The sequence below is a fragment of the Arthrobacter sp. SLBN-83 genome, from assembly GCF_006715285.1.
Classification (GTDB): Bacteria; Actinomycetota; Actinomycetes; order Actinomycetales; family Micrococcaceae; genus Arthrobacter.
In genome coordinates, this window is the sequence record NZ_VFMX01000001.1 from 3,626,635 (window position 1) to 3,645,179 (window position 18,545).

Sequence of the window (18,545 nt, forward strand, 5' to 3'; positions counted from 1 at the left end):
GTTAGCACTTAGGCATGTCGAGTGCTAACCCCTGGGTGGCACCGGGCGGGGCGGGCGGCCCCGGACCATGGATGGAGGTGGAGAGTGAGCGAGCCACGCAAACTGGAAGTACTGCGGGCCATCGTGGAGGATTACGTCCACTCCCGCGAACCGGTTGGGTCGAAGGCCCTGGTGGAGCGGCACCATCTTGGTGTTTCCAGCGCCACCATCCGCAATGACATGGCCGCCCTGGAGGACGAGGGGCTGATTACCGCCCCCCATACCAGCGCCGGCCGGATTCCCACCGACAAGGGCTACCGGCTCTTTGTCGACCAGATCTCGGCAGTCAAGCCCCTTTCGGCGGCAGAACGCCGTGCCATCCAGACCCTCCTGGAAGGCGCGGACGACCTCGACGACGTACTGGACCGCACGGTCCGGCTGCTGTCGCAACTGACCAACCAGGTGGCCGTGGTCCAGTACCCGCACCTGAGCAGGGCACTTGTCCGCCACATCGAATTCGTGCTGCTGGCACCGCGGAAGGTCCTCGTGGTCCTCATCGCCAACAGCGGCAAGGTGGAGCAGCGCGTCCTGGACGTCGGCCAGGACCTTGGCGACGACGCGCTGGCCGAGTTGCGCACCCGTTTCCTGGCTGCCCTGGGGGGAACCCGGCTGAGCCACCTCGCCCAGGCCCTTCCCGCCGTCGTGGCTGCAACACCCCACGCGCAGCGCCAGGCGGCACACGCGCTGGCACTCGGCCTGGAGGCGCTGGCCCAGAGCAGCCGGGAAGACCGCATGGTCATGGCCGGCACCGCCAACCTCGCCAGGTCCAATGTGGACTTTCCCCTCAGCATCGGCCCTGTGCTGGAGGCGCTCGAGGAACAGGTGGTGATGCTGCGGCTGTTGAGCGAGATGGCCCAGGACCACCGGGGCGTGGCCGTCAGCATCGGAAGGGAGAACCCCTATGACGGCCTTGCCGAGGCCTCCGTGGTAGCCACCGGCTACGGTCCGGACAGCGCAGCCAAGGTAGGAATCCTCGGTCCTACCCGAATGGACTATCCCACCACCATGGCCGCCGTCAGGGCGGTAGCCCGTTACCTTTCCAGGATTTTGGGGCCCTGACTCTTGGCCGCCGGAGCTTGCTCCGACTGTGGAACGAGAGCCCTGGCCGACCAACTGAACGCAGTACTACAAGGAAGAGACACGAATTTTGAGCAGCCACTATGACGTCCTTGGAGTCTCACCCGAAGCTACAGGGGAAGAGATCAAAAAGGCCTACCGCAAGCTGGCCCGCACCCTCCACCCGGACGTTAACCCAGGTGCCGACGCTGCAGAACGCTTCAAGGCGGTAACGCACGCCTACGAGGTCCTTTCCGATCCCCAGAAGCGCAGGATCTACGACACCACCGGCAATGAAAACGGTACGGACAACGGCTTCGGCGGTGCCGGCTATGCAGGCCAGGGATTCGCGTTCCAGGACATCTTCGACACCTTCTTTGGCGCCGGCGGCACTTCGGGCCCGGCGTCGCGTGTCCGCCGCGGCCAGGACGCACTCATCAGTGTCCGGATCGACCTCCGTGACGCCGTGTTCGGAGTCAACAAGAAGCTCGAGGTGGACACCGCCGTGGTCTGCCCCACCTGTGACGGATCATGCTGCCGCCCCGGGACCCAGCCGGAACGGTGCGACATCTGCGGCGGCAGCGGCCAGGTCCAGCGGGCGGTCCGCTCCATCCTCGGCCAGGTCATGACGGCAGCCCCCTGCGGCACCTGCGAGGGCTTCGGCACGGTCATCAAGGATCCCTGCAACGAATGCAGTGGCCAGGGGCGCATCCGCAGCCGCCGGTCGCTGACCATCAAGGTTCCCGCCGGCGTCGCCACTGGTACCCGCATCCAGCTCTCCGGCCAGGGCGAGGCAGGCCCTGCAGGGGGGCCGGCGGGTGACCTGTACGTGGAGATCCGCGTCAACAACGACCCCACGTACGTGCGCGAAAGCGATGATCTGCACGCCACCCTGCACATCCCCATGACCGCGGCGGCCCTGGGCACGGACGTCAGCCTGGAAACCTTCGACGGTACCCAGGAGATCGACGTGAAGCCGGGAACCCAGTCCGGCGAAATCATCACCCTGCGCGGTTTGGGTGTCACCCATCTGAGGGGCTATGGCCGCGGCGACTTGAAGGTCCATCTGCAGGTGGACACCCCGGCCAAGCTCGACTCCGCGCAGGAGGACCTCCTGCGGCAACTTGCCAAGCTCCGCGGTGAGCAAATCACCGAAGGCAAGTTGGCCGCCAGCGGCGGTATGTTCGCCAAGCTCCGGGACCGGTTCGGGAACCTGTAGCGGTGAGCAACCCCGTCTTCTTCACCTCCGCCGGGTCCCTGGACGCAACGACGCCGGGCCGCATGTTCGTCCTCGAAGGGGCGGAGGCGCGGCACGCCGTCACCGTGAAGCGGTTGGCGCCGGGCGAGGCCGTGGATATCGTCGACGGCGCCGGCACCCGGATGACCGGAAAAGTCGTCTCGGCCGCACCGTCCGGGCTCGAGGTGGAGTGCAGCAGCCTGACGGTGGAAGACAGGCCGGACATCCGGCTGGTACTGGTCCAGGCCCTGGCCAAGGGAGACCGTGACGAACTGGCCATCGAGACAGCCACCGAATTGGGCATCGACGCCGTGGTGCCCTGGCAGTCTGAACGGTCCATCGTCCGCTGGAAAGGCGACCGCGCAGCGCGGGCGCACGCCAAGTGGGAGTCAACAGTGACGGCGGCCGCCAAACAGGCGCGGCGTGCCTGGATCCCGGAGGTGCGGGCCGCCGTCGACACCACAGGGCTTGCCGCCGCCGTGGAAGCGGCGGACCTTGCGGTCATCCTGCATGAAGACGCCGTGCGGCCGCTGCGTACCGTCCTTGAGGCGTGGCAGGGGAGTGCAGGCACGGGCCCCCGTGAAATCCTGCTGATCGTGGGCCCGGAGGGCGGCATCAGCCCCCGGGAGGTAACCAAGCTCTGCGACAAAGGCGCTGTGACGGCCCTGCTGGGGCACCATGTCCTGCGGTCCTCCACAGCCGGCCCGGCCGCCGTCGTGCTGGCCAGCGACATCCTTGGCCGTTGGACCGCTACCGGACCTTAAAGGACCTCGTGTCCTCGTTCTTGTCAGGCTCGCCGCCGGAGCCGGCCTGCGCTACCCGGAGCTCGTAGTCGCCTGGCGGCAGGTTAAGGCCAAGCGTGAAGGCGCCCGCCTGTCCCTGCTCCGCGCCGGCCGTGGTTTCACCGTTCAGGAACGGGGCCTTGCTGCCGCCGTCCCCCGTCCGAAGGAGCTGCCAGTGGAGCTTCGCCCCGGGGGAGGTGCTGCGTCCTGTGATCTTCACGCTGCCGCCCGGCACCTCGGCGTTCTCCTGGGGGTCGATAATCCATACCGGCGCCACCAGGCCTGCTGCCCGCGTCATGAGTGCGCCCAGCTGGATCTTTCCGAACGCGACGTAGTCCGTATGGCCGTCCACCAGGATCCGGACCCGTATCTGCTGACTGGTGTCGATCAGACCCGAACTGGCCGCCGCTGCGGTGGCGGTGTAGATCAGCTGCTGGATGGCCCGCGCCGCCATGTCTGCGTCGAGGTTGCTGTTAAAGGCGTCAGCGGAGACATCTACGGTGATGACATCCTTGCCTGAAATGGAAGTGGCCAGCTTGTCCGGGTTCTGCCAGGGTGTGAAGAAATCAGGGTCCAGGGGCTTCTCCGACATCATGGCGCGCAGGGCCCGGGTTACCGGGTTGTCCTGCTCGGGGACGTCCCGGAATTCACGGTAGAGGAAGATATTCGTACCGCTGCGGCCAATCCAGTAGACCGGGGCCTTGTTGGAGGACTGCGTGGTTTCCAGTGGGGCGCTGGTGGAGGGGGCGTCCGGCATGGTGCCCCCGGAGGCGGGGACCGATGCAGTGGTGCCTGCAGGTGAGGGCCCGCCCTCTGCCGTGCAGCCGGCCAGGATCGGAACAAGCACGAGGATTCCCGCAAGGACAGCCGGGCGCACGCGGCCCATGGGTCGTCCTGCCCATTTGGGCGCAGAGGTTTCCGGCACTGTCCTGCCCATGTCCTTTCCTGGCGTGGCGGGCCGATCCCCCTGGCGGCCTGGCGTCCCAGCAGATGCTGGATTTCCAGCATTGCACAGGGGTGCGCGCGGTCAGCCGCTCTGTGCCTCCTTCCGGCCAACTGCAACTGGAACGATATGAGGCCGATATGAAGTTGATATCTAAGTTCTTGTTTAGGAGCCATTTCATGGGTGGCGTGGACGCTTCCAGAGAGCCGGATATCCGCTCCTTACCCGTGCTGGCGTAAGATAAAGGGATCGCTGGGCAGGGTGCACCGCGCAACGGGCACCGGCATCAGCCAAACGCAAACAAGTGATGTCGATCTTCGAGGGGACCACGGGCCTGCGGGCCAGCACCATGACTGAATCAGCAAATGGTAAGCGCCGGCTCAACACGGGCGAAGGCAGTCCGGGGGAATTTCCCCACTCCATGCCCGGCACCCGGACCGAAGTTGTCCTCTTTGAGAACACAGACCAGATGGTTCAATCACTTGGCAGCCACGACGAGGCGTTGCGCTTCATCGAAGAGCAGTTTCCCGACGTCAATTTCCACGCCCGCGGCAACGAACTGTCCATCAGTGGCCCCGTCACGGACGTCCCCCGGATTATGCGGCTCCTTCAAGAGGTCCGCGGACTGGTGGCCAGGGGCACTGTCATCACGCCCGCGGTACTGCAGCAGCTGGTGTCGCTCCTGCGCACCCAGTCGCTGCAGAATCCCGTGGACGTGCTCACCCACGACATCCTTTCCAGCCGTGGCAGGACCATCCGGCCCAAAACGCTCAACCAGAAAAACTATGTTGATGCCATCGACGCCAACACGGTGATCTTCGGCATCGGGCCCGCCGGTACGGGCAAGACCTATTTGGCCATGGCAAAGGCGGTCCAGGCGCTGCAGCAAAAAGAGGTCAGCAGGATCATCCTCACCCGCCCCGCAGTGGAGGCGGGGGAGCGGCTGGGATTCCTGCCCGGCACGCTCAGCGACAAGATCGATCCCTACCTCAGGCCGCTCTATGACGCCCTGCACGACATGATGGACCCCGAATCCATTCCGAGGCTCATGGCAGCCGGCACCATTGAGGTGGCGCCGCTGGCCTACATGCGTGGGCGAACCCTCAACGACGCCTTCATCATTCTCGACGAGGCCCAAAACACCACGCCGGAACAGATGAAGATGTTCCTCACCCGGCTCGGATTCGGATCAAAGATGGTGGTGACCGGAGACATCACCCAGGTGGACCTGCCGTTCGGCACCCGGTCCGGGCTGCGGATCGTTGAGGAAATCCTGCAAGGCATCGACGATGTCAGCTTCTCCGTCCTGGACGCCGCCGACGTTGTGCGGCACCGGCTCGTGGGAGACATTGTCAACGCCTACAGCATCTGGGACGAAACCCAGCGCAACCGGGTCAAGCACTCAGCCAGCAGGGAAAAGCGGGGGGAACACGCGTGAGCATCGAGGTCAACAACGAGTCCGGCATCCAGGTGGACGAATCGGAGCTCGTTGCCCTGTCGCGGTACATCTTTGAACAGCTCTACATCCACCCGCAGGCCGAACTTTCCATCCTCCTGGTGGACGAACCTGCTATGGAGAAGCTGCACATTGAACTGATGGATGAACCTGGCGCCACGGACGTGCTCTCGGTCCCCATGGACGAGCTGACCCCCGGGACCCCGGACCGGCCCACGCCCCAGGGGATGCTGGGCGACATCGCCATCTGCCCGCAGGTGGCCAAGGTCCAGGCCCGGAACGCCGGCCACTCACTCCAGGACGAGATGCTGCTGCTCACCACGCACGGCATCCTGCACCTGCTGGGCTACGACCACGCCGAGCCGGAAGAGAAAGCCGAGATGTTCGGGCTCCAGCGCGAACTCCTCTCGGGCTTCACCGGCAAAGAAGCCCCCGCCGAGACAACCCAGTGACGCAACTGCTCCTGGTCGCGGTGGCACTGGTTTTCCTTGCCGTCGCGGCCGTGCTGACCGCGGCCGAGGCCGCCTTCAGTTTTCTTCCCCGCCACGACGCCGAGGAGGCACTGCACCGGAGCCGCGGCACCGCCATGCGCCGGATCCTCGCCGAACCCGTGGCCCACACCCGGGCCCTGCGCTTCTGGCGCGTCTGGTTCGAGATGGCCTCGGCCGTGGCCGTCGCGGTGCTGATCGCCAGCCTGCTGGACAATGTGTGGCTCGCCGGCCTGGTGGCCACCGGCATCATGGCCCTCCTGGGCTTCGTGATCGTGGGTGTTTCGCCCCGGCAGCTCGGCCGGCTGCACTCCACAGCGGTGGTCCGCTTCACTGCCCCCATGGTCCGGTTCCTCACCAGCGTGCTGGGACCGGTTCCCGGCTGGCTGGTTGCCATCGGCAGTTCGGCGGCCCCCGGAGCGCCCGGCGGAGATGACGCCTTCTTCAGCGAGCAGGAGTTCCGTGAACTCGTGGACCGGGCCAGTGAGTCCGACATGATCGAGGACACCGAGGCGGAGATGATCCAGTCGGTGTTCGACTTCGGTGACACCCTGGTCCGGGCCGTCATGGTGCCCAGGACGGACATCGTCAGCATCGACGCCGGCTCCAGCCTGCACCAGGCCATGTCCCTCTTCCTGCGCTCCGGCTACTCCCGGATCCCGGTCATCAACGAAAACACGGACCACATCCTCGGCATTGTCTACCTCAAGGACGTTGCCGCGGTCATCCACCAGCTGGGCGCGGACCAGGAACCGCCCCTGGTGGAGTCTCTCGCCCGCGAAGTCCGTTACGTGCCGGAGTCCAAGCCCGTCAGCGACCTCCTGCGCGAACTGCAGAAGGAATCCACCCATGTGGCCATCGTCATCGACGAATACGGCGGAACGGCCGGGCTTGTGACCCTCGAGGACCTGATTGAGGAAATCGTGGGCGAGATCGTGGACGAATACGACACCGAGAGCGCGGAAGCGGTGGCACTGGACGACGGATCCTACCGGGTGAGCGCCCGGATGGGCATCGACGACCTCGGCGAGCTGTTCGACCTGGAGATTGACGACGACGAAGTGGACACTGTGGGCGGCCTCCTCGCCAAGGCGCTTGGCCGAGTCCCGATCGTGGGCAGCAGCGTGGAAGTGCAGGGCGTATCGCTGCGGGCGGAGCGGCTGGAGGGCCGCCGGAACCGGGTCAGCCACATCATTGCGGCGGCCGTACCAAGAGTAGAGACTGACCTTGAAGGCCTCCTGGAAGAGGCCGAAGCAACCCAGCAGGGAGTTCCACGTGAGCAAGAAAAATAAGGCTGAACTACCGGACGACTTCGGCGGCTTCCGCGCTGGGTTTTCGGTCCTGGTCGGCAGGCCCAACGCGGGCAAGTCCACCCTGACCAATGCCCTGGTAGGCAAGAAAGTGGCCATCACCTCCGCTAAACCGCAGACCACGCGGCACACTATCCGCGGCATCGTGCACCGTGACGATGCCCAGCTGATCCTGGTGGACACACCGGGGCTGCACCGTCCCCGTACCCTCTTGGGAAAGCGCCTGAACGACCTCGTTGCAGACACGCTGGCCGAGGTGGACGCCATTGGTTTCTGTCTCCCGGCGAACGAGAAAATCGGCCCTGGCGACAAATTCATCGCGGCCCAGCTTGCCGCCGTCGGGCGCAAGCCGGTGGTCGCCATCGTCACCAAGGCGGACCTCGTGGACAAGCAGGCACTGACTGAACAGCTCCTTGCCGTGGCGGCCCTGGGACGCGAGGTGATGGGGGAGGACGGCTGGAAGGACATTGTTCCGGTCTCCGCTGCTGACGGTTTCCAGGTGGAAACGGTGGCCGACGTCCTGATCAGCCACATGCCGCCGTCGCCGCCCCTGTATCCGGACGGTGAACTGACGGATGAGCCCGAAGCGGTCATGGTTGCCGAGCTCATCCGCGAGGCTGCCCTCGAGGGGGTCCGGGACGAGCTTCCCCACTCGCTGGCCGTGGTGGTGGAGGAGATCGTCCCCCGGGAAGACCGGCCGGACGACAACCCCTTGCTGGACGTCCGGGTCAACCTCTACGTGGAGCGGCCATCCCAGAAGGCCATCATCATCGGCAAGGGCGGCAGCCGGCTGCGGGAAGTGGGAACGAACGCCCGCAAGGGCATCGAAGCCCTCCTGGGCACCCGGATCTACCTGGATCTTCACGTCAAGGTGGCCAAAGACTGGCAGCGCGACCCGAAACAGCTGGTCAAACTGGGTTTCTGACCTACGATAAAGGCGTTCGGCGGAGGGCGCCGGCGAGTTCTCCCCACTGGACCACTAAAATGGACCGGATTTCGTACTTAGAGGAAGGTTCACCAGGTGGATCGAGGCCGCGATGGACGCGACAACGAGGCTGACCTGTCAGCCGGGACGGGACCGGTATCCCGCCACGCAAACGGCGGTGCCGTTGGTGCTGCCCGCCACCTAGGCCCCCTGCGCGGGATGCCGTTATGGCTGAAGGCCGTCACTGGCGTGGTGGCACTGGTCCTCGTGGCCGCTATCGCTTTCGGCGGGTTCTGGTTTTTCCGGCTCCAGAACAACATCTCCAAGGCGCCGCTGAACGCCGGCGGGGAGAACACCGAGGCTGCCGGGAACGATGCCACCGGCCGCTTGCAGATCCTGATTCTCGGCTCGGATACCCGCGACGGGAAGAACTCGGAGTACGGAACCACCGACGATTCCACCGGCTACGGCAAGTCGGACGTGATGATGCTGATGGACATCTCCGAGGACAACAAGCGCGTCAACGTCATCAGCTTCCCGCGTGACCTGCTGGTGGACATCCCCGACTGCAAGGACAAGAAATCCGGCAAGGATTATCCTGCCCGCACCGGTGTGATGATCAACGAGGCCATGAGCGAGGCCGGCATCGGCTGCGCTGTGGACACGGTCAACAAGCTCACCGGCATGCAGGTGGACCACTTCATGATGGCCGATTTCAATGCCGTGAAGGAACTGTCCAATGCAGTGGGCGGAGTCGACGTCTGCATCAGCGACGCCGTTTACGACCCCGATTCCCGGCTGCGGCTGCCCGCAGGAACATCGTCGGTGCAGGGTGAAATGGCGCTTGCGTTCCTCCGGACCCGCCACGCTTTTGCCGACGGCGGCGACCTGGGGCGGATCAAGGCGCAGCAGGGCTTCCTGTCCTCGCTGACCCGCAAGATCAAGGATGAAGGAACGCTGTCGGACCCTGCGAAAATGCTGAAGATCGCCGACGTCGTGACCCAGAATCTGACCGTTGATGACGGGCTTGCTTCCGTGCCCACCCTGCTGACCATCGGCACCCGGCTCAAGGACATCGACATCAGCAAGGTGGCCTTTGTGGCGGTGCCCACCACGCCGGCGCCCGTTGATCCCAACCGGCTCGTTATCGCGGAGCCTGCGGGTGCACAGCTGTTCTCGGCGCTGCGGAAGAACGTGGACCTCACCGATCCCACTGCGCCTCCTTCGCCGTCGCCCACCGAGACGGCGTCACCGTCTCCGGCGCCGACCGAGACGGCTCCGCCGGTGCCGCCCTATAACAAGGCCATCCAGCCCGTCACGGTCGCCAACGGAAGCGGCGTCAGCGGCCGCGCGCAGGAGATCGTCCAGGCGTTGGTGGCCGGCGGCTTCACGCAGACCGGCCAGTTCCTCGCCCAGCCCGTGGCCAAGACAGCCGTGTACTACGGCAACGGCTTCGCCGACGTCGCGGCCGACGTCGCCGCGCTCCTGGGGATTCCGGCCACCCTCATGATTCCTGCCCCGGGGGTATCGGGCGTGCAAGTCTACGTCGGCAGCGATTTCACCAGCGGCACCACTTACGGAGCAGGAGCCGGCGGTGGCACTGCACCTGCCTTGCCGCAGGACATCGTCAACCAGACTGCAGGAGACAAAGTCTGTCAGCAGGCCAACCCTGAGCTGATCGTGCGGTAGCACCAGTTCCACGGCGACAGTGTCAGTCCGCCGGCAAAAGCTTGGGCCCCGCCTGTACAGGCGGGGCCCAACTTTTATCTGGCTACCAGATGCTGACGCGCTCGGCGGCCGGCATCCACATTCCGTCGTCCTCGGTGACCTCGAACGCGTCGTGGAAGGAGTCCAGGTTCTTCGCGATCGCGTTTGTCCGGAACTCATTGGGGGAGTGGGGATCGGTGGCAAGCCGGCGGATGGCCTCTTCCTGCCGGATCACCTGGCGCCATCCCGCCGCCCAGGACGCGAAGAAGCGCTGCTGCCCGGTCAGTCCGTCCAGGACTTCCGGTTCCTTGCCGTCGAGGCTGATCTGGTACGCCTTGAAGGCAATGGTCAGGCCTGCCAGATCGCCGATGTTCTCACCGAGCGTGAGCCGGCCGTTAACGTGGTGGCCCGGCGCGGCGGTGGGGGACAGGGCGTCATACTGGGCCACGAGCCGCGCCGTCAAGGCCTCGAACGCCTGGCGGTCCTGGTCCGTCCACCAGTTGCGCAGGGCTCCGTCGCCGTCGAACTGCGAGCCCTGGTCGTCAAAGCCGTGGCCGATCTCGTGCCCGATGACGGCGCCGATGCCGCCGTAGTTGACCGCGTCGTCGGCGTCGGCGGTAAAGAACGGCGGCTGCAGGATGGCGGCCGGGAACACAATCTCATTCATCATCGGGTGGTAATAGGCGTTGACCGTCTGCGGCGTCATCAGCCACTTGGTCCGGTCCACTGGCTTGCCCACCTCATCCAGGTGCCGGTCGACGTCGGCGTTATGCGCCCGTTCAACGTTGCCGAGGAGGTCGGTGGGGTCGATCTCCACGGCGGAGTAGTCAATCCACTTGTCCGGGTAGCCGATCTTGGCCCGGAATGCCTCCAGCTTGCGCAGGGCCTCGGCCTTGGTTTCCTCGCCCATCCAGCCCACCCCGGTGATGCTGCGTCGGTAGGCCTCAATGAGGTTCGCCACCAGGGTCTGCATCCGCGCCTTGTGGGTCTCGGGGAAGTGGCGTGCCACGTAAATCTGCCCGACGGCTTCACCCAGGGCGGCTTCGACGACGGCGACGCCCCGCTTCCACCGGTCCTTGTTGCGGGGCGTGCCGCTGATGGTGGTGCCGTAGAAGGCGAAGTTGGCGTCCACGAAGGCTGAGGACAAGTAGGGAGCGGCCCCGCTGATGACCCGCATGGCCAGCCACTCCTGCCAGGTTTCCACGGGGACCTCGTCCAGGAGTCCAGCGGCGCCGGTAAAGAAGTCAGGGGTGCTGACGACGATTTCAGCGCGCTTGTCGGCGTCGATTCCGGCAGCATCGAACCAGGTGCCCAGGAGCGGGAACAGTTCGCTGGCTTCTTCGGCCGTTTTCAGGTTGTAGGTCTTCTGCGGATCACGCAGGGTGACATTGTCCCAGTGGTGGGATGCGAGCTTTGTCTCCAGTTGGACAACCCGGCCGGCTGCGCCCTGGGAATCGGCCACTCCGGCGAGTTCGAACATCTTCTCCACGTGCGCGGTGTAGGCGGAGACGATGGGAGCGAACTTCTCCTCACGGTAGTACGACTCGTCAGGCAGGCCCAGGCCGCCCTGTCCGGTGTACAGCAGGACCCTGTCCGGGTTGCCGGCGTCGGGGGCAGGGTAGATGTAGAACAACCCGCCCACGTCAGCGCGGAACAACCGGCCCGCCAGCGCGATGAGGTCCGGCACCGAGCCGGTGGCGAAGACCTCGGCCAGCCGCCCGCGGATGGGCTCCATGCCCTTGGCTTCAACAGCTGCCTCATCCATGAAGCTGTTGTAAAGGCCGCCGATCTTCCGCTCGATCCCGGTGGCGTCCGCCCCCTTGGCAGCAGCTTCCTCAATAATGTCGCGGACCGCGATCTCCGATCCGTCGCGGAGCGCGGTGAAGGTTCCCTCAAGGGGCCGGTCGTCGGGAATCTCGGTTGCTTTCAGCCAGGCGCCGTTGACGTGCTGGTACAGGTCATCCTGCGGCCGGACTGTGTGATCAATGGTGGACAGATCGATCCCCGAAATGGGCACTGCAACTCCTTTTGCTGGGACGCCGCTGCCGGGCGGAACACCCGAGGCGTCTGCATGCTGGACTTTACGGACGGTAGTGCCCTTTCATCTTACGCACCCGTGTTACCCTCAAAGAGTGCGTGCAGAGCTCCTTCTCCTTAGCTGCCGCGGCGAGGCCACAGACGCTATCTAGCGCACGGCCCACCCTCGCTGCGGAGTTTGTGTTGCCCGGCCACCCTTTCACTGAAGATCGATAGAAAAGGCCACGAACGTCATGCGAAACGCACAGAAGCCCTCAGGAATGCCTGCCCACCGGTACACCCCGTTCCAGGACCAGATCAAGGTTGAACTCCCGGACCGCACCTGGCCGGACAAGGTCATCACCAAGGCTCCGCGCTGGTGCGCAGTGGACCTGCGCGACGGCAACCAGGCCCTGATCGACCCCATGAGCCCGGCCCGCAAGATGAAGATGTTCGACCTGCTGGTCCGCATGGGTTACAAGGAGATCGAGGTTGGCTTCCCGTCTGCCTCCCAGACGGACTTCGATTTTGTCCGCCAGCTCATCGAGGGCAACCACATCCCGGATGACGTCACCATCCAGGTCCTGACGCAGGCGCGGGAACACCTGATCGAACGGACCTACGAGTCCCTGGTGGGCGCCAAGCAAGCCATTGTCCACCTCTACAACTCCACCTCGGTGCTGCAGCGGCGGGTGGTCTTCAACCAGGACGAGGACGGCATCCTGGATATTGCCCTCCAGGGCGCCCGGCTGTGCAAGAAGTACGAGGAAACCCTCGCGGACACCCACGTGACCTATGAGTACTCGCCCGAGTCCTTCACAGGCACGGAACTGGAGTACGCGGTGCGGGTGTGCAACGCCGTCGCCGACGTCTTCGAAGCGTCCGCGGACCGCCAGGTGATCATCAACCTGCCCGCCACCGTGGAGATGGCCACGCCCAACGTCTACGCCGACTCCATCGAGTGGATGAGCCGGCACCTGCACCCGCGTGAAGGCATCATCCTGTCGCTGCACCCCCACAATGACCGCGGCACCGGTGTTGCGGCGGCCGAACTGGGCTACATGGCCGGTGCCGACCGCATCGAAGGCTGCCTCTTCGGCAACGGCGAACGCACCGGCAACGTGGACCTGGTGACCCTGGGCCTGAACCTGTTCGTCCAGGGCATCGATCCCATGATCGACTTCTCCAACATCGACGACGTCCGCCGCACGGTGGAGTACTGCAACCAGCTGCCGGTTCCGGAGCGTTCACCGTACGGCGGAGACCTGGTGTTCACCGCCTTCTCCGGCTCCCACCAGGACGCCATCAAGAAGGGCTTTGAAGCCCTTGAACGCGACGCCGCAGCAGCCGGCAAGTCCGTGGACGATTTCACCTGGCAGGTGCCTTACCTGCCCGTCGACCCCAAGGACCTGGGCCGCAGCTACGAAGCCGTGATCCGCGTGAACTCGCAGTCCGGCAAGGGCGGCGTGGCCTACCTGCTGAAGAATGAACACAGCCTGGACCTGCCGCGCCGTGCACAGATCGAGTTCTCCGGCGTCATTCAGCGCCGCACCGACACCGTCGGCGGGGAGGTCAGCGGCGCGCAGCTCTGGCAGATCTTCCAGGACGAATACCTGCCGTCCGGGCAGGCTGACGGACAGTGGGGGCGCTACTCCCTGGGCGGGGTCAAGACGGAAACGGACGCCGACGGCGGCATGACGCTGCACGCGTCCCTCGCCATTGATGGTGCCCAAGTGAGCCGCACCGGCACCGGCAACGGTCCCATCGCGGCCCTGCTGAACATCCTGCACGAGGACGGTGTGGACGTCCGGGTACTGGACTACAGCGAGCACGCGCTGTCCGAGGGCGGCAACGCTATGGCCGCCGCCTACGTTGAGTGCGCCGTGGGGGAGCGGGTCCTGTGGGGCGTCGGGATCGATGCCAACACCAGCATGTCCTCCCTCAAGGCCGTCATTTCGGCAGTCAACCGGGCCATCCGGGACGCCCAGGCCTGATACCTGTAGCTGGTGGCGCCGCCCCAACCGGCGGCGCCAGCACCCCTTGGCAGCATGATGCTGTGCAGGATGGGAAGATAGAGCGTGCCCCAACAGTCTTTCGCCTCCCGGGCGTACCGGGACGACGCCGTGGTGCTCCGCACCCACAAGCTGGGCGAGGCGGACAGAATCATTACCCTCCTGACCAAGCACCATGGGCAGGTCCGCGCTGTCGCCAAGGGCGTGCGCCGCACCAGCAGCCGTTTCGGGGCCCGGCTTGAACCCTTCATGGTGGCGGACCTCCAACTGGTGTCCGGCCGCACGCTGGACATCGTTACCCAGGCCGTCGCCAAAGGCGCCTACGGTGGAAGCATCGCCGCGGACTACGGCAGGTACACGGTTGCCGCAGCGATGACCGAGACGGCGGAGAAACTCACGGATGTGGATGGCGAGGCCGGCACCGCGCAGTACAACCTGCTGGTGGGGGCCCTCGCCGCGCTGAGCCGGGACGAGCATGCCGCCGGCCTCATCCTGGACTCCTACCTGCTGCGCGCGCTGGCTACCGGCGGGTGGGCGCCCAGCTTCACCGACTGCGCGCGCTGCGGCATGCCCGGCCCGCATACGGCGTTTTCCGCGCCCCTGGGCGGAATGGTTTGCCCCCAGTGCAGGCCGCCGGGGTCCCCGGCCCCTGCACCGGAGACCGTGGTCCTGCTGGCGGCGCTGCTGACGGGGGACTGGAGGACGGCGGACGCTTCCGAGTTGCAGCACCGCAAGGAGGCGGCGGGGCTGGTGGCCGCGTACCTGCAGTGGCATCTGGAACGAGTATTGAAATCCCTCAAACATGTGGAGCGTAGCTGACAGTGGCCCTGGGAAAAAAGAACAACGCAGCCCGCAGGCGGACCCATCCCGTGGTGGCTCCCTACCCGCACCCGTCCGGTGCGGTGGCTCCCTCCATTCCAGCTGAGTTCATTCCGCGCCACGTGGCCATCGTGATGGATGGCAACGGACGGTGGGCCAACCAGCGGGGCCTGCCGCGGATCGAGGGGCATAAGGCGGGGGAGCCTGCGCTGCTTGACGTCATCGCCGGAGCCATCGAGTTGGGTATTGAGTACGTCAGCGTGTACGCCTTTTCCACGGAGAACTGGCGCAGGTCGCCTGAGGAAGTCCGCTTCCTGATGGGATTTAACAAGGATGTGCTTCGACGGCAGCGGAACCAGCTCGATGACTGGGGAGTGCGGGTCCGCTGGGCCGGGCGGCGCCCCAAGCTCTGGGGTTCGGTGATCCGGGAGCTGGAAGAGGCCGAGGAGTTCACGGCCGGCAACACCACCTGCAATTTGACCATGTGTGTTAATTACGGCGGCCGGGCCGAAATCACCGATGCAGTTTCCGCCATTGCTGCCGACGTCGCGGCGGGGAAGCTGAAGCCCAGTGCCATCACGGAGCGGACCATCCAAAAGTACCTCGATGAGCCTGACCTGCCGGATGTGGATCTCTTCCTGCGCAGCTCCGGTGAGCAGAGGCTGTCCAACTTCCTCCTCTGGCAGTCCGCCTACGCTGAGTTCGTGTTCATGGACACGCTGTGGCCGGACGTGGACAGGCGGACCCTGTGGGCCGCCGTCGAGGAATATGCCCGGCGGGACCGCCGGTACGGGGGTGCCGTGGATGCCGCTGCTGCTCCCACGGATGCCCGGGTCGATTCCCCGGCAGGGCTCCGGGCGGAGTAGCTTCACCCATACGCGCGGAGCCAACGGGCCAGCCTGGAGTAGGCATCGGACCGGATTGGCTCGGGGGAGAGGAAGACGTCGTGCAGCGCGCCGTCAATCCGCTCAAGGGTCACCGTGCGGCCCAGGGTCAGCGCGCGGGCGCTGATGGTATTGACGTCCAGGACAGCATCGGTGCGGCGCATTTCCTCGGACCAGAGCAGCCCGTTGGCGCTCCCCTTGGAGAGCAGGACCAGGATCGGCGCTTCGATTCCCAGGCCGCGCGCCACCCGCGCATGCCCCGCCAATACCGCCCTTAGCCACCCTGCCCGCACCGGGAACGCCATCCTCGGCCGGTAGCGCTCGTCAAGCGGCCACTCGCCGTCGGCAGCGCTGCTGATGGTGCGCCAGTAATGGCCGCGTTCGGGCAGGCGCAGGACTGTTTGGGGCCGGAGACGGGCCACCGGGCGCACCATTCCGGCCGCAGCCCGACGCACGAGCGAGCTGCCGTGCATCTCCAGCCATGGACTGTTGAGGACCAACAGCGACACATCCCCCGGATGGCGGCTTGTCCAGAGGGCTGCCACCAGTCCGCCGGTGGAATGGCCCATCAACGCCAGGGGGCCGGGGGCGCCTTCGGTGCGGATGATGCGCCGCGCTTCCTCAATCTCGGCGTCATATGCCGCGAGGTCTGCCACATACCCACCAGGTGATTCCGGGCGCAGGCTGCGGCCGTGGTTGTGCATGTCCAGGGCGTAGAAGTCGTATCCCGCCCCAGCCCAGAACCGTGCCAGGTCCACATTGAAGAAGTAGTCGCTCCAGCCGTGCAGGAACAGCACGGCACCGCGGCGGCCGTCGGCAGCGGCCCTGTCCGGGCCGGGCCGCAGCCGCACCAGGGTTGCGGTCCGCTCCACACCATCAGGTCCGGTGGCCACAAAGGAATGGGACTCAAAGTCCCCGCCCAGGATGTCCTGCTGCCACTGCATGACCTCATGCTAGACCGGCCCGGCGGGTGCGTCCGTTCCGCTCGGGCTGCTTCTTCGTTTTGGTATGCGGCCCCCGGAAACGGGAAACTGGAGGCATGCGCGTTTACCCCACTTTCTTCAAGCTGGCCTTTTCATGGATGGACGCCGAGCGCGCCCACAAGATCGGATTCAAAGGCATCCGGCTCGCGCATGCGTCAGGCGCCGGGAAGCTCCTGCAGAAGCTGACGGCGCCGGCACCGTCCCTCCAAACCACTGCCTTTGGGGTTACATTTCCTTCGCCCTTCGGGCTGGCTGCCGGCTTTGACAAGGAAGGGCTCGGCATCGAGGCCTTAACGGAACTTGGGTTTGGCCATGTGGAAGTCGGCACCATCACCGGCCAGGCCCAGCCGGGCAATGAAAAGCCACGTCTGTTCCGTCTGGTGGAGGATCGTGCGGTCATCAACCGGATGGGTTTCAATAACGACGGCGCCACGGCCGTTGCTCCCCGGCTGAAGGCGGCGCGCGCCGCGCTTCAGCGCCGGTACCCGGCGGTGCGCCCGGTCATCGGTGTCAACATTGGGAAGACCAAAGTGGTGGAGCTGGCAGACGCCGTGGACGACTACCTGGTGAGCGCCCGCAGCCTGGCACCTGCCGCGGACTATCTGGTGGTGAATGTCAGTTCCCCCAATACTCCGGGACTGCGGTTGCTTCAGGACGTGGAAACCCTCCGCCCTCTCCTGACGGCAGTGGGACAGGAAGCTGACCGGGCCGCCGGGCGGCACGTGCCCCTGCTGGTGAAGATCGCCCCGGACCTCAGCGACGAGGACATCGACGACGTTGCGCGGCTCGCCCTGGACCTGAAACTGGACGGCATCATCGCCACCAACACCACCATCGCCCGCACGGGACTGGCCTCGCCAACAGACCAGGTGGCCAGGTGCGGTGCCGGCGGCCTGTCCGGAGCCCCTTTGAAAGCGCGGTCCCTCGACGTGCTCAAGCGGCTCAAAAAGGCCACCGGCGATTCGTTAACGCTGGTGGCGGTGGGCGGCGTGGAGTCGGCCCAGGACGTACAGGAAAGGCTCGACGCCGGCGCAACCCTGGTGCAGGGTTATACGGCGTTCCTTTATGAAGGTCCGTTCTGGGCGGCACGGATCAACAGGCAACTGGCAAAGAACCGCCGCTCCTGAAATTGGGGTGGTCGTTAAACTTTCCTCCCATGGAAACGGGCCCTTAAAACGAAAACCCGGCGGTCATTCCGCCGGGTTTTCGTTTTTTGACGTCGGGGCCCGCTCAGGCGGGGTACTGCCCGCGCTGGACCTGGGGCTTGGGCAATCGCAGCTTGCGGAACTGCAGGGAGCGCATGGAGCCGTACCAGACAGTACCGCCCTCCACCGAGCCGAACTTTTCCGTGAGCCGCTTGCGGAGCTTCCGGGAAAGGATGAAAACGTCCACGAAGACAGCCAGGAACATCACCCAGAATGCGCCCAGGACGTAGATCATCATGTCGCTGGAGGCCGGGACCACCAGGGACACCAGCACGAAGACCAGCGCGCCGAACATCAAGTACTCGCCAAGGTTGAACCGCGCGTCCACGAAGTCCCGGGCAAACCGCTTCTGCGGGCCTTTGTCCCGGAGCGGCAGGAACTTTTCGTCACCGGTGTCCAGAGCCCGGCGCATCTTCAGCCGCTGGTCCTGGACGGCCTGGCGTTCGGCGGCCTTGGACGCCTTGCGGTCCTCGGGGACCAGCGGGCGTTTGCGGGCAGCCTCCTGGGCCTTCCGGGTGGGGGTAGGGGCGCCCTTGCCCACCGCACTGTTCTGCCGCGCCGCCGCTTCCGCTGCCTGCTGGTCTATTGTTTGCTGCGCCGAGGGCGCTTCTTTTCTACGTCCGAACACCTGACCAGAATACCTTGCAGCAGTGCGCCTGCCGGCTGCCCCCATGCCTGCCGTG

16 protein-coding genes are annotated in these 18,545 nt (G+C 65.6%); 12 read left to right on the plus strand and 4 right to left on the minus strand.

Annotated elements, in window-relative coordinates:
* Window positions 1-84: 84 nt before the first annotated feature.
* From hrcA to FBY30_RS17015, 3 genes are all read left to right on the plus strand, one after another.
* Window positions 85-1,098: a heat-inducible transcriptional repressor HrcA gene (gene hrcA / locus FBY30_RS17005; protein WP_142133775.1), complete on the plus strand. Its 1,014-nt coding sequence runs from the start codon at window positions 85-87 to the stop codon at window positions 1,096-1,098.
* 88 nt (window positions 1,099-1,186) lie between these two features.
* On the plus strand, window positions 1,187-2,314 hold the full coding sequence (gene dnaJ, locus FBY30_RS17010; RefSeq protein WP_142133776.1) for a molecular chaperone DnaJ: 1,128 nt from the start codon (window positions 1,187-1,189) through the stop codon (window positions 2,312-2,314).
* 2 nt (window positions 2,315-2,316) lie between these two features.
* Window positions 2,317-3,096 carry a 16S rRNA (uracil(1498)-N(3))-methyltransferase gene (locus FBY30_RS17015; RefSeq protein ID WP_142133777.1) on the plus strand — a complete coding sequence of 260 codons (780 nt, stop codon included), beginning with the start codon at window positions 2,317-2,319 and terminating at the stop codon, window positions 3,094-3,096.
* Here FBY30_RS17015 and FBY30_RS17020 read toward each other — a convergent pair.
* Entirely contained in the window at window positions 3,083-4,000 is a 918-nt protein-coding gene (locus tag FBY30_RS17020; protein WP_142135390.1) for a GerMN domain-containing protein, read from the minus strand. The genes FBY30_RS17015 and FBY30_RS17020 overlap by 14 nt on opposite strands.
* A gap of 406 nt (window positions 4,001-4,406) precedes the next feature.
* Here FBY30_RS17020 and FBY30_RS17025 point away from each other — a divergent pair, with 406 nt between their 5' ends.
* From FBY30_RS17025 to FBY30_RS17045, 5 genes are all read left to right on the plus strand, one after another.
* Window positions 4,407-5,495, plus strand: a complete 1,089-nt coding sequence (locus tag FBY30_RS17025; RefSeq protein WP_142133778.1) for a PhoH family protein — start codon at window positions 4,407-4,409, stop codon at window positions 5,493-5,495.
* Window positions 5,492-5,965: an rRNA maturation RNase YbeY gene (gene ybeY / locus FBY30_RS17030; protein ID WP_142133779.1), complete on the plus strand. Its 474-nt coding sequence runs from the start codon at window positions 5,492-5,494 to the stop codon at window positions 5,963-5,965. Before FBY30_RS17025 ends, ybeY begins: the two co-directional genes overlap by 4 nt.
* Window positions 5,962-7,293, plus strand: coding sequence for a hemolysin family protein (locus FBY30_RS17035; protein WP_142133780.1), 1,332 nt, complete (start codon window positions 5,962-5,964; stop codon window positions 7,291-7,293). Before ybeY ends, FBY30_RS17035 begins: the two co-directional genes overlap by 4 nt.
* A complete protein-coding gene (gene era / locus FBY30_RS17040) occupies window positions 7,277-8,236 on the plus strand; it encodes a GTPase Era (protein ID WP_142133781.1) in 960 nt (319 codons plus the stop codon). Before FBY30_RS17035 ends, era begins: the two co-directional genes overlap by 17 nt.
* Window positions 8,237-8,332: 96 nt before the next feature.
* A complete protein-coding gene (locus tag FBY30_RS17045) occupies window positions 8,333-9,925 on the plus strand; it encodes an LCP family protein (protein WP_142133782.1) in 1,593 nt (530 codons plus the stop codon).
* Between the two features lie 82 nt (window positions 9,926-10,007).
* Here the strand turns inward: FBY30_RS17045 and FBY30_RS17050 are convergent, their stop codons facing one another.
* Complete coding sequence (locus tag FBY30_RS17050) at window positions 10,008-11,960, minus strand: M13 family metallopeptidase (RefSeq protein ID WP_142133783.1); 1,953 nt, start codon at window positions 11,958-11,960, stop codon at window positions 10,008-10,010.
* A 253-nt stretch (window positions 11,961-12,213) separates the two neighbouring features.
* Here FBY30_RS17050 and leuA point away from each other — a divergent pair, with 253 nt between their 5' ends.
* The 3 genes from leuA (at window position 12,214) to FBY30_RS17065 (ending at window position 15,656) form a co-directional block, all read left to right on the plus strand.
* A complete protein-coding gene (gene leuA, locus FBY30_RS17055) occupies window positions 12,214-13,953 on the plus strand; it encodes a 2-isopropylmalate synthase (RefSeq protein ID WP_142133784.1) in 1,740 nt (579 codons plus the stop codon).
* Window positions 13,954-14,037: 84 nt separating this feature from the next.
* Entirely contained in the window at window positions 14,038-14,790 is a 753-nt protein-coding gene (gene recO / locus FBY30_RS17060) for a DNA repair protein RecO (RefSeq protein ID WP_142133785.1), read from the plus strand.
* Between the two features lie 2 nt (window positions 14,791-14,792).
* Window positions 14,793-15,656, plus strand: coding sequence for an isoprenyl transferase (locus FBY30_RS17065; protein ID WP_142133786.1), 864 nt, complete (start codon window positions 14,793-14,795; stop codon window positions 15,654-15,656).
* Between the two features lie 2 nt (window positions 15,657-15,658).
* Here FBY30_RS17065 and FBY30_RS17070 read toward each other — a convergent pair whose 3' ends face one another.
* Window positions 15,659-16,618 (minus strand): alpha/beta hydrolase, encoded by a 960-nt coding sequence (locus tag FBY30_RS17070; RefSeq protein ID WP_142133787.1) that lies wholly within the window; start codon window positions 16,616-16,618, stop codon window positions 15,659-15,661.
* A 95-nt stretch (window positions 16,619-16,713) separates the two neighbouring features.
* Between FBY30_RS17070 and FBY30_RS17075 the strand changes: the two genes are divergently transcribed.
* Complete coding sequence (locus FBY30_RS17075) at window positions 16,714-17,784, plus strand: quinone-dependent dihydroorotate dehydrogenase (protein WP_142133788.1); 1,071 nt, start codon at window positions 16,714-16,716, stop codon at window positions 17,782-17,784.
* A 103-nt stretch (window positions 17,785-17,887) separates the two neighbouring features.
* On the opposite strand, the gene FBY30_RS17080 is transcribed toward FBY30_RS17075, so the two are convergent.
* On the minus strand, window positions 17,888-18,490 hold the full coding sequence (locus FBY30_RS17080; RefSeq protein WP_142133789.1) for a DUF3043 domain-containing protein: 603 nt from the start codon (window positions 18,488-18,490) through the stop codon (window positions 17,888-17,890).
* Window positions 18,491-18,545 lie beyond the last annotated feature (55 nt).

Excerpts from the sequence above, each read along its gene's own strand:
- FBY30_RS17025 (WP_142133778.1), top strand. The coding sequence starts at position 4,407 with ATGACTGAATCAGCAAATGGTAAGCGCCGGCTCAACACGGGCGAAGGC.
- FBY30_RS17075 (WP_142133788.1), top strand. The coding sequence starts at position 16,714 with ATGCGCGTTTACCCCACTTTCTTCAAGCTGGCCTTTTCATGGATGGAC.
- leuA (WP_142133784.1), top strand. The coding sequence starts at position 12,214 with ATGCGAAACGCACAGAAGCCCTCAGGAATGCCTGCCCACCGGTACACC.
- FBY30_RS17070 (WP_142133787.1), bottom strand. The coding sequence starts at position 16,618 with ATGCAGTGGCAGCAGGACATCCTGGGCGGGGACTTTGAGTCCCATTCC.
- FBY30_RS17020 (WP_142135390.1), bottom strand. The coding sequence starts at position 4,000 with ATGGGCCGCGTGCGCCCGGCTGTCCTTGCGGGAATCCTCGTGCTTGTT.